Annotated in this window: 12 protein-coding genes, 1 tRNA gene and 1 riboswitch; of the genes, 9 read left to right on the top strand and 4 right to left on the bottom strand. The window is 64.3% G+C overall.

From position 1 onward, the window contains the following. Nucleotides 1-42 precede the first annotated feature (42 nt). The 5 genes from OS914_RS06545 to OS914_RS06525 all read left to right on the top strand — a co-directional run bounded on the left by OS914_RS06545 (nucleotide 43) and on the right by OS914_RS06525 (nucleotide 5,136). Nucleotides 43-1,314 carry an MFS transporter gene (locus tag OS914_RS06545; protein ID WP_267545242.1) on the top strand — a complete coding sequence of 424 codons (1,272 nt, stop codon included), beginning with the start codon at nucleotides 43-45 and terminating at the stop codon, nucleotides 1,312-1,314. Nucleotides 1,315-1,551: 237 nt separating this feature from the next. After that, on the top strand, nucleotides 1,552-2,415 hold the full coding sequence (gene htpX / locus OS914_RS06540) for a zinc metalloprotease HtpX (RefSeq protein ID WP_267545241.1): 864 nt from the start codon (nucleotides 1,552-1,554) through the stop codon (nucleotides 2,413-2,415). A 23-nt stretch (nucleotides 2,416-2,438) separates the two neighbouring features. Beyond that, on the top strand, nucleotides 2,439-3,197 hold the full coding sequence (locus OS914_RS06535) for a histidine phosphatase family protein (RefSeq protein WP_267545240.1): 759 nt from the start codon (nucleotides 2,439-2,441) through the stop codon (nucleotides 3,195-3,197). Beyond that, nucleotides 3,194-4,462, top strand: a complete 1,269-nt coding sequence (locus tag OS914_RS06530; RefSeq protein WP_267545239.1) for a sensor histidine kinase — start codon at nucleotides 3,194-3,196, stop codon at nucleotides 4,460-4,462. Before OS914_RS06535 ends, OS914_RS06530 begins: the two co-directional genes overlap by 4 nt. Continuing rightward, nucleotides 4,459-5,136, top strand: coding sequence for a response regulator (locus tag OS914_RS06525; protein ID WP_267545238.1), 678 nt, complete (start codon nucleotides 4,459-4,461; stop codon nucleotides 5,134-5,136). Before OS914_RS06530 ends, OS914_RS06525 begins: the two co-directional genes overlap by 4 nt. Here OS914_RS06525 and OS914_RS06520 read toward each other — a convergent pair. After that, nucleotides 5,133-5,906: a VOC family protein gene (locus tag OS914_RS06520; protein WP_267545237.1), complete on the bottom strand. Its 774-nt coding sequence runs from the start codon at nucleotides 5,904-5,906 to the stop codon at nucleotides 5,133-5,135. The two genes, OS914_RS06525 and OS914_RS06520, sit on opposite strands and share 4 nt — an antisense overlap. A 106-nt stretch (nucleotides 5,907-6,012) precedes the next feature. Continuing rightward, nucleotides 6,013-6,501: a YajQ family cyclic di-GMP-binding protein gene (locus OS914_RS06515; RefSeq protein ID WP_267545236.1), complete on the bottom strand. Its 489-nt coding sequence runs from the start codon at nucleotides 6,499-6,501 to the stop codon at nucleotides 6,013-6,015. Nucleotides 6,502-6,722: 221 nt separating this feature from the next. On the opposite strand from OS914_RS06515, the gene OS914_RS06510 reads away from it, so the two are divergent. Further along, nucleotides 6,723-6,983: a hypothetical protein gene (locus tag OS914_RS06510; RefSeq protein ID WP_267545235.1), complete on the top strand. Its 261-nt coding sequence runs from the start codon at nucleotides 6,723-6,725 to the stop codon at nucleotides 6,981-6,983. A 132-nt stretch (nucleotides 6,984-7,115) separates the two neighbouring features. Further along, a tRNA-Tyr gene (locus OS914_RS06505) sits at nucleotides 7,116-7,197 on the top strand. Between the two features lie 107 nt (nucleotides 7,198-7,304). Here the strand turns inward: OS914_RS06505 and OS914_RS06500 are convergent. Beyond that, nucleotides 7,305-8,360, bottom strand: a complete 1,056-nt coding sequence (locus OS914_RS06500; protein ID WP_267545234.1) for an NADPH:quinone reductase — start codon at nucleotides 8,358-8,360, stop codon at nucleotides 7,305-7,307. Between the two features lie 72 nt (nucleotides 8,361-8,432). After that, nucleotides 8,433-8,492: riboswitch (guanidine-III (ykkC-III) riboswitch) on the top strand. 10 nt (nucleotides 8,493-8,502) lie between these two features. Between OS914_RS06500 and OS914_RS06495 the strand changes: the two genes are divergently transcribed. Together OS914_RS06495 and OS914_RS06490 are read left to right on the top strand one after the other, a co-directional pair. Further along, nucleotides 8,503-8,817: a DMT family transporter gene (locus tag OS914_RS06495; RefSeq protein ID WP_267545278.1), complete on the top strand. Its 315-nt coding sequence runs from the start codon at nucleotides 8,503-8,505 to the stop codon at nucleotides 8,815-8,817. Between the two features lie 35 nt (nucleotides 8,818-8,852). Continuing rightward, the gene (locus OS914_RS06490) at nucleotides 8,853-10,097 is read left to right on the top strand and encodes an SLC13 family permease (protein WP_267545233.1); all 1,245 of its coding nucleotides are present in this window, start codon (nucleotides 8,853-8,855) and stop codon (nucleotides 10,095-10,097) included. 172 nt (nucleotides 10,098-10,269) lie between these two features. Here OS914_RS06490 and OS914_RS06485 read toward each other — a convergent pair whose 3' ends face one another. Further along, nucleotides 10,270-12,243, bottom strand: a complete 1,974-nt coding sequence (locus tag OS914_RS06485) for a glycogen debranching N-terminal domain-containing protein (RefSeq protein ID WP_267545232.1) — start codon at nucleotides 12,241-12,243, stop codon at nucleotides 10,270-10,272. Between the last annotated feature and the right edge of the window lie 42 nt (nucleotides 12,244-12,285).

The raw sequence follows: 12,285 nt of genomic DNA, 5'->3' as shown, positions 1-12,285 counted from the left end.
AGCCGCGGCCGGAGGGCAACAGCCCACCGGTATCCTTGACCGATGCGCAATCTGCTGGCCGATCTCACCCCGCTTCGTGAAAGCCCGGACTTCCGGCGGCTCTTCGTGGGCCTAGGACTGTCCTCGATCGGCACTCAGCTGACGGTGGTCGCAGTCAGCCTGCAGATCTACAGTCTGACGCGATCTACGCTGGCCGTGGGCCTGCTGGGAATATTTGCTCTGCTCCCGCTGGTTTTCGCCGGCCTGTACGGCGGTTCTATCATTGATTCGCTGGACCGCCGGAAGGTGGCACTGGCGTCCGCGGCGGTGTTGTGGGCGGTGACCATCGGCATCGCGCTGCAGGCCTGGCTGGGTCTGCATGAGACGTGGATCCTGTACCTGCTGGTTGCCATTCAATCCGGCGCGGCAGGCATCAACCAGCCGGCCCGCAGCGCGATCATTCCCCGTTTGGTGCGACTGGAGCTGCTGCCGGCAGCCAATGCCCTGAGCATGATCGTCTTCGGCCTTGGTACTACCGTAGGGCCGCTGCTTGCGGGGATCCTGGTGGCCAATATCGGATACGCCTGGACGTATACCATCGATGTGCTGACCTTTACGGCCTCATTGTGGGCCTTGTTTGCTTTGCCGCCGATGCTGCCGGAGGGGAAAGTACGCAAAGCGGGGCTGGGCTCCGTGCTGGAAGGGCTGACGTTCCTGGGAACCCGGCCCAATGTGCGCATGACATTCCTGGTGGACCTGTGTGCCATGGTCTTTGCCATGCCGCGGTCGCTCCTGCCGGCCATAGGGGCAGTCTGGCTGGGGGGAGGCGAGGAAACAGCCGGAGTTCTCCTGGCGGCGATTGCCGCCGGTTCCTTGCTTGCCGCGCTGTTTTCTGGTCCCCTCGGGCAGGTGCGGCGGCAGGGCCTGGCCGTGGTGTGGTCCGTGACCGTGTGGGGAATGGCCATTGCGGCGATGGGTGCCGCCGTCGCTCTTGGCGGGCGGCACAGCGGAGAAGGTACTTCCCCGTGGATCATTGCCGCCGTCTTCGCCCTGGTGGTTTCCGGAGTCGCGGATTCGGTCAGCAGCGTGTTCCGGTCCACTATTTTGCAGGCCGCCACGCCGGACCATCTCCGCGGCCGGCTGCAGGGGGTCTTTGTGGTGGTGGTTGCCGGTGGGCCACGCTTGGGGGACCTCTTTGCCGGCGGGACCGGACAGGTTCTCGGGGAGGCGCTTGCCGCCGTCGTCGGTGGTGGTTTGTGTATAGCAGCCGTGTGGCTGCTGGCCCGCTGGCAACCTAGGTTCCTGCACTACGACGCGCTCCATCCCGAACCGTAGCGGCAGGACCTGCGGCACCCGAAGATCAGGGCAGAAGCGTCCCCGGCTAAACGCGGCTAAGCTAAAAACACCAGACCGGCACGTCTGCGCACCCCATCTCGCAGTAAGACCCAGGGCGTTCCGGCAGGCCGGGGCCATCCGCGGCGCCGAAGCGACGGCGGGAACGCCAGCGTCCACTGGGCCGTTTTCCTAACGTAGCCGTGGCAGCTGCCGGCGGCGACTAAAGGAGAAGTAAACGTGCACAGGCATTTCAACGGGTTAAAGACCGCTGCGCTCTTTGGCGTGCTGTGGGTGGTCCTGCTGGTGATCGGAGGAATTCTCGCCACCGGGCTGCGAAGCTCGGCCCCGATCTGGATCATGGCGCTGATCGGCGTCGGGACAACCGCATACGGCTACTGGAATTCGGACAAGATCGCGATCCGCTCCATGCAGGCGTATCCGGTGACCCAGGAGCAGGCGCCGGGCATTTACCGGATTGTGCAGGAACTCTCCACCAAGGCCAGTGAGCCCATGCCACGCATCTATGTTTCCCCCACCTTGGCGCCGAATGCCTTTGCCACCGGACGCAATCCGCGGAACGCAGCGGTGTGCTGCACCCAGGGGATCCTGAACATTCTCACCGAACGAGAGTTGCGGGGCGTGCTCGGGCATGAACTGATGCACGTCTACAACCGGGACATTTTGACCTCATCGGTGGCCGCAGCTGTCGCGGGTGTCATCACGTCGGTGGCCCAGTTCGCGCTCTTCTTCGGCGGTGGCCGGGATAACAGGAACGCCAATCCGCTGGCCATGATCGTCATGGCGCTGCTGGCGCCGCTGGCCGCTTCGGTGATTCAGCTGGCCATCAGCAGGACTCGCGAATACGATGCCGATGAGGATGGTTCAACGCTCACGGGGGATCCGCTGGCGTTGGCATCGGCATTGCGCAAGCTGGAGCGGGGCGTGGAGCAGGCACCGCTGCCGCGGAAGCAGGACTTGGTCAACACCAGCCATCTGATGATCGCTAACCCGTTCCGCGGCGCTGCGGGGCGGATGTTCTCCACCCATCCGCCCATGCCGGACCGCATTGCCCGGCTCGAACGAATGGCGGCCCGCCCGTGATGCTTTTCAAGGACAATTGAGACATGCGACTGATTCTGATCCGGCACGGCCAAACACCGTCCAATGTCCGTAACCTCCTGGATACGGCGGTGCCGGGACCCGGGTTGACTGAGTTGGGCCATCGCCAAGCGAGCGCAATTCCGGCGGCCGTAGCCCGCTGGGACGGCAGGCAGCCGCCGGCTGCGATCTACGTTTCGAACCAGACCCGGGCACAACAGACGGGGGCGCCACTGGCCGCCGCTGCTGGACTTGAACTGCAGATCCGCGACGGACTGCGCGAGATCGACGCCGGAGATCTGGAGATGCAGGGGGATTCGGACTCCATCGGGCGGTACCTGGAAGTTGTGCGCAGCTGGATCGGTGGCACGCAGCAGACCCGGATCCCGGGCGCCCCCGACACAGGGACGCAAACCTTGGCGCGCTTCGATGTGGTGGTGCGCGAGGCCGAGCAAGCGGTGGACGGCGGGACGGCTGTCCTGGTCAGCCACGGTGCCATGATCCGCACTTGGGCGGGCTGCCGGGCCGGCAATATAGACGCCGCACAGCCGGAGAATTACGGGCTCAGTAACACTGGCTTCGTCGTGCTGGAGGGGTCGACGCAGGTGGACGGCTCGGCCGGCCGGCGCAACGGTGAGCGGACCTGGGAGATCATCAGCTGGCAGAGCGGGCCGGCCGGCGGCCCGGAGCTGGCAGACAGCACCGCGGACGGGCCAACGGAGGATGTCGATGGACCTGTTGACGGATCCGCAAATCCCGCCCAGGCCCAGGGGCGGCACCGGTGACCGCAGCCAAACGCCTTGATCTTGCCACCCAGATGGCCGCGCTGCCACAGCTGAGATTAAAGAAGATCAGCTGGGCCTGGCTTGGATTTATCACCGCCTGCGTGGCACTGATGGCCGTAGGCGCGTCCCTGAATGTGAATCTGTACAAAATGATGCTCCCCTTTGCCCTGGGGATGGCAATTCTGCACACCGGTTCGCTGGCGCTGACGGTTGTCCGCCCGGTCCCGGGGGCGCTGCTGTCCCTGGTGCCGCTGGCGATCATGCCGCTCGTGTCCTCGCCGGTGGGCTCGGCCCCGATGCCCTTTAGCGTTGTCGCTATGGTCACGCAGATTTTGGTCATGTGCGTGGCCGGTCTGAAGAGCCACTGGGCGCTTCCTGCGGTCACCTGGCTACTGAGCACGTTCATTGGTGTCGCCGTCAATTATCTTGGCGAGCCGACTGAAGTTCCTCTTGGCTCGGAGATGAACGTTGTGGTGTTCGCCTCGGTCGCCGGTGGCCTGATGGTAGCCGCCGTGATCACCCAGCAATGGCAGAATATCCGCCAGCAGCTGCTGGCCGAACGGACTCTCTCCGCGGAGGAGCAGTCGATGCGCCGGCTGGCCGAGGAGCGGGCCAGGATCGCCCGCGAACTCCATGACGTCGTCGCCCATGGCATGTCCATTGTGGTGGTGCAGGCGACGACGGCACAGTACCGTCACCCGGATCTGACCGAGTCCCTTAAACAGGAATTCAATGACATCGCCGCGAATTCCCGCCGTGCGATGACGGAAATGCGCAGCATGCTGGGAGCACTGCGCAGCGATGGCGCAGCCCGGGACCTCTCGCCCAAACCGGGTTTAACGGATATTCCGCAGCTGATCGCGGCGGCCCGGACGGCCGGCGTCGCGGTTTCGATTGATTTGGACTCCGACAGCATTGGTGCAGACCAGGCGGTGGATGTCAGCGAAGTGATTGGCCTGACGGCGTACCGGATCGCGCAGGAGGCGCTCAGTAACGTGATACGGCATGCACCCGGTGCCGAAGTCACCGTCTCCCTGCGCGCGATCGCCCGGACACTTCAGCTGGAGATCAGCAATGGCCCGTCCGGAATCGGTGCCGTGCTGGCGCAGCTGGACCGGACGCACCCCGGACAGGGTCTGATCGGAATGCGCGAGCGGGCCAGCATCGTCGGCGGCTCGGTGCTGTGCATGCCGCTGAGCAATGGAGGATTCACTGTTACGGCAACACTGCCCCTGGTCACCGTGGGAACGGGAGGAGCACAATGACTATCCGAGTTTTAGTGGTCGATGATCAGGCCATGGTCCGCGCCGGGTTCGCGGCGTTGTTGGGCGCCCAACACGATATTGACGTCGTCGGGCAGGCCAAGGACGGGGCGGAAGCCGTAGATCTGGCGGCCGCGTTGCTGCCGGATGTGGTGCTGATGGACGTGCGCATGCCGGTGATGAACGGGCTCGAGGCGGCCCGCAAGATACTTGGCGGCATGGATCCGGGCCAGGACGCGCCAACCACGCACGTCCTGATGCTCACGACTTTTGACGCGGACGATTACGTCTACGACGCACTGCGGCTCGGTGCCAGCGGGTTCCTGCTCAAGGACGCGCTGGCGGATGAACTGGTGGCGGCCGTGCGGATTGTGGCTGCGGGGGAGGCATTGCTCGCTCCTTCGGTGACCAAGCGCCTGATTGAGCAGTTCGCCAAGAGCCAGCCGCGGACCCTGCCGTGCCGCGATCGGCTGGGGGGACTGACCGAACGCGAACTCGAGGTGATGGTTCTGGTGGGGCGCGGGCTTTCCAATCAGGAGATAGCCGCGGAGCTTTACATCGCGGAGCAGACGGTGAAGACACATGTCAGCAAGATCCTGACCAAGCTTTCGCTGCGGGACCGGGTTCAGGCAGTGGTGCTCGCCTACGACACCGGATTGGTCGAGCCGGCCGGCTAGCCGTTCGCCTGGGAGATCCTGAACGTGGCGCCGGTCGGGTCCGACAGCATGGCTACCCGGCCAAAGTCGGAGTTCTCCGCGGGCTGGAGCAGCTGCGCGCCAAGGGAAAGCGCCTTAGTAATCACGTCGTCGGCGTTCTCGACGCCGAAGTACACCTGCCAGTTTCCCGGAACACCGTCCGGCAGGTAGCCGGCCGCGTCCAGGATGCCGGCCGTGGCGTCGTCGCCGGCTCCGAGGGTGCTGTAGCGGAACTCCGGGGTGTCACTGAGCACACTGGTATCCCAGCCGAACACCTTCCGGTAAAACGCCACGGCCACCGGATAATCGCGCGTCTGCAGCTCGTGCCATACCGCGGTGCCGGGCTCGCCATGGGCCTGAAAACCGACATGGCCACCGACCTGCCAAAGCCCGATGGCAGCACCGGACGCATCCGCGATCATGCTCATGCTGCCCTGTTCAGGGACCTCCATCGGCGACATGAAGACCTGCCCGCCCGCTGCCGTAACGTCCTCAACCGTGGCCTTGATATCTTCCACGCGCAGGTATGTCGTCCAAACGTCCGGGTAGCCGGACTGACCATCATTTTTCATCATTCCGGCCACCTGCAGGCCGCCTTTAAACGCCGTCGTGTAGCCGCCGTATTTTTCCTGGTCCCCGACTTCGTAGGTCCAGCCGAAGATTTGTGCGTAAAAATCCTGCGCCCTGGCGGGATCTGAAGTCATCAAATCGATCCAACACGGAGCGCCGGCGGTGATGTCAGGCTTAGGCATTGGAGCGTCCTGTCACGGTGTGGAATAAAGGGAGACAACTTCGACTCTATGCGCACCCACGAAGGGGATCAAGAGGTCGACGAGACCCCCTCGCCGGCGCCGGCATCTAGCGGAAGTTGATGAACTGGAGGTCGGCATCCTCGAAATTCTTCAGCAGCGCCATGGTCGACTGCAGGTCGTCACGGCTCTTGGAACTTACCCGCAGCTCGTCTCCCTGGATAGTGGACTTAACACCCTTGGGCGCTTCGTCGCGAATGAGCTTGTTGATCTTCTTCGCGATGTCCTGCTCGATGCCTTCCTTGATGGCGGCCTCCAGCCGGTATTCCTTGCCCGAGGCGAACGGTTCGCCGGCATCGAGGGATTTCAGCGAAATACCGCGCTTGATCAATTTGCTCTCGAAAACGTCCAGAACTGCCTTCACGCGTTCCTCCGAGTTTGCCTTCAAGAGGATCTTTTCACCGCTGAAGTCAATCTCCGCCCCAATGCCTTTGAAGTCGTAACGCTGGGCAACTTCCTTCTGCGCCTGGTTCAAGGCATTGGCGACTTCCTGCTTGTCGACTTTGCTGACGACGTCGAATGTTGATTCGCTGGCCATGAGGCCCTCCAAATAATCGAAAATGAGTACAATGCGCTTTGTCTTCTAGCCTATCCGGCTAACCGGCGTTGGCTAGCGGCCGACGACGGCACACGGCGGCCGCCGTCGGGCACGGTTTCTCAGTTCACTCCAAGCGGACGCAAAGCGGGAGCACAAAAAGGCCCGGCAGAGTTGGAACTGTAGAGGGGACCAGAAGCCTTTCATCAAAAAGGGAGATCAGCATGTCCACCGGAAAACCGCGCCGATACATCGTCCGGGGCGCGAAAATTGCAGCGGGAACCATGATCGCCGCAGCCACCCTGGCCGCCTCCACAGCGTTTTCCGCAGCAGGCTCCACACCGTCGCCAACTGCCGCAGCGTCGTCCAGAATTGACGGCGTGCACGCAGACCTGGCTCGTGCCGTCGCTCTTCGGCAGGTGACGGAGGAACAGGCCGGGCGGTTTGAGCAGCAGCTCATCCGGCGAATCCAGACGGATGCCTAGGCCACCAGCTGGCATCCCCGGAAGGAATGCCGAGGCCTCGATTCGATTCCTGGCCACTTTCCTAGTATCGTTTTAGTGCTTCCACTTGTAGGGAGCAAATGTTGGTCCGGATTATCGGAGCGGCAGGCCTGCGGCAGATTACCCGAGCGGCCAAAGGGGGCTGACTGTAAATCAGCTGGCAACGCCTACGGGGGTTCGAATCCCTCATCTGCCACATCATGAGAGGCCCGGAACGCGACGAGAGATCGTCAGGTTCCGGGCCTTTTTGACGCTCTGATTCTGGTGCCAACACCTCCGAAGGGTGCGGTATTCGAGGGCAGATCAGGGGTGCAGCAGGATCCTGCCCGTCACAGTCCCCGCCTCCATGTGCTCGTGAGCGGACGCCGTTTGTTCCAGCGGCAGCCGTTCTGTGATCCGCGCGTGCAATTGGTTCCGGACCAACATCCGGTTGATCAGGCCCGCGGCCCCGGCCAGGTCTGCCACGCTGGCGCGGCTGATCACAAACCCCAGCACGCTGATATCCCGGGTGTATAGCTGGGCCAGCGGAACATTTGTTGTGGCGGCCGCCGTGCCGCTGGTTGCAGCCCCGGGAGCTGCCGTGATCAGGACCCTGGCCCCGGGAACGGTCGCGCCGGCCGCGGCCGCGAAGTCGGTATGTCCGGACGTGTCCCAAAAAATATCCACTCCCTCCGGTGCCCTATCGGTCAGGTGATCTGCCAACGCCGGGTCGCGGTAATCGATGACCGCGTCCGCGCCGGCCCGGCGGCAGCGGGCGAAGTCCTCCGGACGGCAACTGGCCACCACGCGTGCGCCCGCCAGTGCCGCCGTCGTCACCGCGGCCAGGCCGACATTACCGGCGCCGCCGCCGACGAACACCGTTTGGCCCGGCCGCAGCCCGCCGTGCACAAACCAGGCCAGGTACGCCGTCGCAGTCGGATGCGCCACGGCGATGGCGGTTTCGGGATCGACGCCGTCAGGCAGCCGGTACAACCGGTCCGCAGGGACAACGGCGAACTCGGCGAAGGAACCCTGCCGCCCATCGTGCCCCAAGCTGTTGCACCAGACTCGGCCGCCGGTAGAAAATCCCTGCACCGCGGTTCCGCTGCGCACCACGGTTCCGACGAGATCACGTCCGACGACGAAGGGCAGCGGCAGATTGGTGCGGTACCGGCCGGATCTGACGAGCGTGTCGACGGGGTTCAGGGCGACGGATTCGACGGCGACCAGGACTTCGTTGGCTGCGGGGCTGGGCCTGGGTAGGCGCCCCACTTCGATGCTGGCGGCGGCACCGCGCCGACGAACATACGCAGCGGTCATCAGGGACTGCGTTCCCAGAGACTGTGTTTCCAAGGACGGCGGCAACAGCGGTTCGGGCATAATTCCATACTGGCGGGTATGAGCTTGCAGCGGGAACTTCGGCGTGAGATTTTTAGAACGCCATAATTTTCCACAGTGCTAATGGCACCCGGACGAGTACGCCGTACCCGGACAGCGACAAGACGGCGACAAGGAGATCATGGTGTCTTGGGTAATTTTGGTAATTTCCGGCATTTTCGAGGCCGTCTGGGCGACGGCGCTGGGAAAATCCGAAGGGTTCAGCAGGCTCTGGCCGACGGTCGTCTTTGGCATGGGCCTGGCGCTCAGTATGGCCGGCTTGGCGTTCGCCATGCGTGAGCTGTCCACCGGAACCTCGTACGCCGTGTGGGTGGGAATCGGCGCGGTGCTGACCATAACGTACGCAATGATCTTCGACGCCGAACCGGTATCCGTGCTTAAAATCGCCCTGCTGCTGGGGATCGTGGCGTGCGTGGTGGGCCTGAAAGTCCTCCACTAACGAGTCACGACGGGCTTGGGTGCGAAGATTGGCAGGTGAAAATCCTCCGCAGTGCAGCACTTCCCGCGGCCCTGTTCCTGGCCGGAGTGGGGATGCTGGTCAGCGGGCTGCTGCCCTGGCCGGACTTCGTCGGCCTGGCCGACCGGACAGGGCCGATCCTGCTGTTCGTGGTGGCGATGACCTTGGTGACAGAGTTGGCCGACGAGGCGGGGGTCTTCCGTCTGGTGACCAGGGCGCTCGCACGGCTGGGTACCCGCTCAGGCCCGGCAGACACCGATACCGGTACTGGCACGCACACCGATGGAGGCACTGAAGCCGGCACAATAATGGGAAGAGTCTGGCTGCTGTGGCTGTTCGTGGTGGCGCTCTCTACCGTCAGCACGGTCTTCTTGTCCTTGGACTCGACGGCGGTGCTGGTTACGCCCGTCGTCGTCCTGCTGGCCATCCACGCCCGCATCCCTGCGCTGCCGTTCGCGCTGACCACGGTCTGGCTTGCCAATACGGCGTCCCTTTTGCTCCCCGTTTCCAACCTGACCAATCTGCTGGCGCAGCAGCGGCTGGGGCTTTCCCCGGCAGCTTTCGCGGCCATGATGTGGGCGCCGGCTCTAGTGGGCGTTGCGGTTCCGGCGGCGTTGCTGTGGATCATGTTCGGCCGCCAGCTGCGCGGTGACTACACTCCGGTGGACGCCGGGTCGGCACCGGATCGGTTGTTGCTCATACTTGCCGGTGTCGCGGTGCTGCTGCTGCTTCCGGCCCTGGTCTCGGGGGTGCCGGTGGTGATCCCGGCCGGCATTGCGGCCGTGTTCCTTCTGGTCGTCCTTGGGTTCCGCCGGCACCAGGCCCTGCGCTGGTCCATGTTCCCGTGGCTTCCGCTCCTGCTGACATCCGGGCTTTTTCTCGTGGTGCAGACAATGCATTCGCATGGGCTCGGCGCCCTCCTGGTCCACGTAGCGGGTTCGGGCAACGGACTCGCGGGCCTGCTGCAGCTGGCCGCTGTTGGCGCCCTGGCTGCCAATGGGGTTAATAACCTCCCCGCCTATCTGGCCCTTGAACCCGTGGCCGGCTCGCCGGTGCGGCTCGCGGCGCTGTTGATCGGCGTAAATCTAGGTCCGCTGATTTCACCGTGGGCATCGCTGGCGACGCTGCTTTGGCATGAACGGCTCAAGGCCCTGGCGGTTAATGTCTCCTGGGGCTGGTACGCCTTGGCGGGGCTGGCGACGGTCATTATTGTCCTTCCGTTGGCCGTGTTAGCTCTTTGGGCAGCGGCGGGTTGCCCGTAGCGTTGCGGTGCCTGCCGGGAAAACGTAGCCAAGGAACCATTCGTTGGCTACCACCAACGATTGGGTTCCCCTTGGCGAGCTGAATCCAGGCTGTGCTGCGATCCTCCGTCATCGCATTCTCGCGTCCGCTCAGCTGCGGGCCGGACGGCCGGACGCTGGCCCAGGCAGCGGGTCAGGCCAGGGTGTCCAGAATGGGTACCGCAGCGGCGGCTGCCCACGCCTGCGGGAAACACGACATGGGGTAGGGAACCGGCGCGGGAGCCTGGCTGCGGGAGTAGCCCCCGAACAACTCCGGCAGACGGTAGTGAAAGGCTTCCGCCGCATCCAGCAGGCCGGAGGCGATCCGGTGGGCGGCGTTGGTATGCCCATCCTTTAGCAGTCCGGCGACGATGATGGCCGTGTCATGGGACCAGACAGACCCGCAGTGGTAGCTCAGCGGCCAGTAGCAGGCATTCGTCTGCGACAGTGTCCGGATCCCAAAGCCGGTGAAAAGATCCGGGGCCGTCAACCGCTCGGCGACGGCCTGGCTTTCCCCGCCGTTGAGTAGTCCGGTCCCGAGCAGGTGGCCCATATTGCTGGCGGCGCTGGACACCGGACGTTTTTGTGCATCCAGGGCAATGGCCGGGAACCGGCCGGAAAGGTCTTCGCACCAGAATTTGTCGCGGAAACGGCCTTGGAGGTCGGTACCCCAGGCCCGCCAGCGTGAGGCGCTCCGTCCGAAGGCCGTCAGCAGTGCGGAGCCGCCCATCGCTGCCTCGTACGCGTAGGCCTGCACCTCGCAGAGCGCAATCGGCCCTGACGCCAGAGTTCCGTCCGGCCAACGGATGGCCTCGGCTGAATCCTTCCAGCCTTGGTTGGCCAAACCCTTGCCGGTTGGATCGATGTACTCAAGGAAACCGTCGCCGTCGGAATCCCCGTACTCCACCATCCATTCCAACGCCGCCTCGCATGAATCGAGTAGGCTCTCCACCTCCTCATGCGCCATCCCGGCCTGCCAGGCCTCATGCAGCAGGCAGACCCACAGTGGTGTTGCGTCAACGGTGCCGTAGTACAACGGGGGCAGGTACAGACCCTTGCCCTGATTCTCACTGGGAATGCTGAAACTGTCCCTGCGCAGCTCATGCGGAATCTTCCCCGGCTGCTCCGCCGTCGCGGGGTCGGACGTACTGCCTTGGAAAGCCGCGAGCGTGCGCAAGGTTCCGACAGCCAGCGACAGATCGCGGGAAAGGAGCAGCCGTGCCGCCCAGAGCGAGTCCCGGCCAAACAGCGTGAAGTACCAGGGCGCCCCTGCGGCGAGAAAGGTTGCGCTGGGCTCCCCGGCGACGTGGTGATGCTTCCCGGACAAGCCACGCAGGGTCAGGCGCAGCCCGGCAACGTCGGAAGCAGATTGCGCAGCGAGGGCGGCGAGCCGCGGATTTGTGTCCGCAGTCAGCTTAGGTTCCTGCCAAGCGGGGGCCGCGGACACGGGGCAAAGCGGGTCCGTGCCGGTCAGCTGCCAGCCGAACTTAGCAGTGCCGTGCGGCTCCAGAGTGACTGAATGGACGACGACGGCAGATGCGTTATCGGCGGCGGTTGACGTAGCGGCGCCTGCCCTGGCGGCAGGAGTGTTAAGCACCAGCGTTGATTCGACGCCGTCGGACGTGTCCCAGCGGTAGGTTGCGGCCGCGATGCGCGGCATCAGCGGTGCTGTTATGGCTCCGCCGCGGACGGCATCCATACCGGCCAGATCTGCGGCCAGTTCCAGGCCGAGGTGGACGGTCAATGCCGTCCTGAGAGCCGACTCGATACAGATGGATTCCCCGACGCCCTGCGGGGTGACCAGCAAAGACCGGGTCAGCTGGCACGGGGGTGCGAGCACCGTCGAGCCGGCTCCGCGGAAAATGAAGCGTGCTTCAATGAGCTGGCCGCCAACTGCTGGCCGGACATGCACGGACACTGCTTCCGGCTCCCGTCCGTCGACGGTGAGAAGGGCACAGGACAGGATCCGGGTATCACCCAAATATGCGCCCTGCGCCCCCGAGGTGCGAAGCTGGCCATCGTCGCCGAGCCAGAGCTGATAGGGTGCGGCAACCGCCGCTGTCAGCCGGTGAAGGAGCGGTTGCCGGGACGGGGGTCCGGTGCCATTGTGCGCCGTGCTTTCAGGCATTCTTCATTGCACCACTTCCAGATGCATTTGACACTTAGGTAG

This window comes from Arthrobacter endolithicus, assembly GCF_026627425.1.
Taxonomy (GTDB): domain Bacteria; phylum Actinomycetota; class Actinomycetes; order Actinomycetales; family Micrococcaceae; genus Arthrobacter_M.
The sequence above is the reverse complement of the archived record's forward strand: the minus strand, read 5'-3'. Positions and strand labels throughout refer to the sequence as shown.

Bases quoted from the DNA above. Each gene is read 5' to 3' on its own strand.
- OS914_RS06510 (WP_267545235.1), top strand. From the start codon at position 6,723: ATGTCCACCGGAAAACCGCGCCGATACATCGTCCGGGGCGCGAAAATT.
- OS914_RS06535 (WP_267545240.1), top strand. From the start codon at position 2,439: ATGCGACTGATTCTGATCCGGCACGGCCAAACACCGTCCAATGTCCGT.
- OS914_RS06485 (WP_267545232.1), bottom strand. From the start codon at position 12,243: ATGCCTGAAAGCACGGCGCACAATGGCACCGGACCCCCGTCCCGGCAA.
- OS914_RS06500 (WP_267545234.1), bottom strand. From the start codon at position 8,360: ATGCCCGAACCGCTGTTGCCGCCGTCCTTGGAAACACAGTCTCTGGGA.
- OS914_RS06545 (WP_267545242.1), top strand. From the start codon at position 43: ATGCGCAATCTGCTGGCCGATCTCACCCCGCTTCGTGAAAGCCCGGAC.
- OS914_RS06525 (WP_267545238.1), top strand. From the start codon at position 4,459: ATGACTATCCGAGTTTTAGTGGTCGATGATCAGGCCATGGTCCGCGCC.
- OS914_RS06515 (WP_267545236.1), bottom strand. From the start codon at position 6,501: ATGGCCAGCGAATCAACATTCGACGTCGTCAGCAAAGTCGACAAGCAG.
- OS914_RS06520 (WP_267545237.1), bottom strand. From the start codon at position 5,906: ATGCCTAAGCCTGACATCACCGCCGGCGCTCCGTGTTGGATCGATTTG.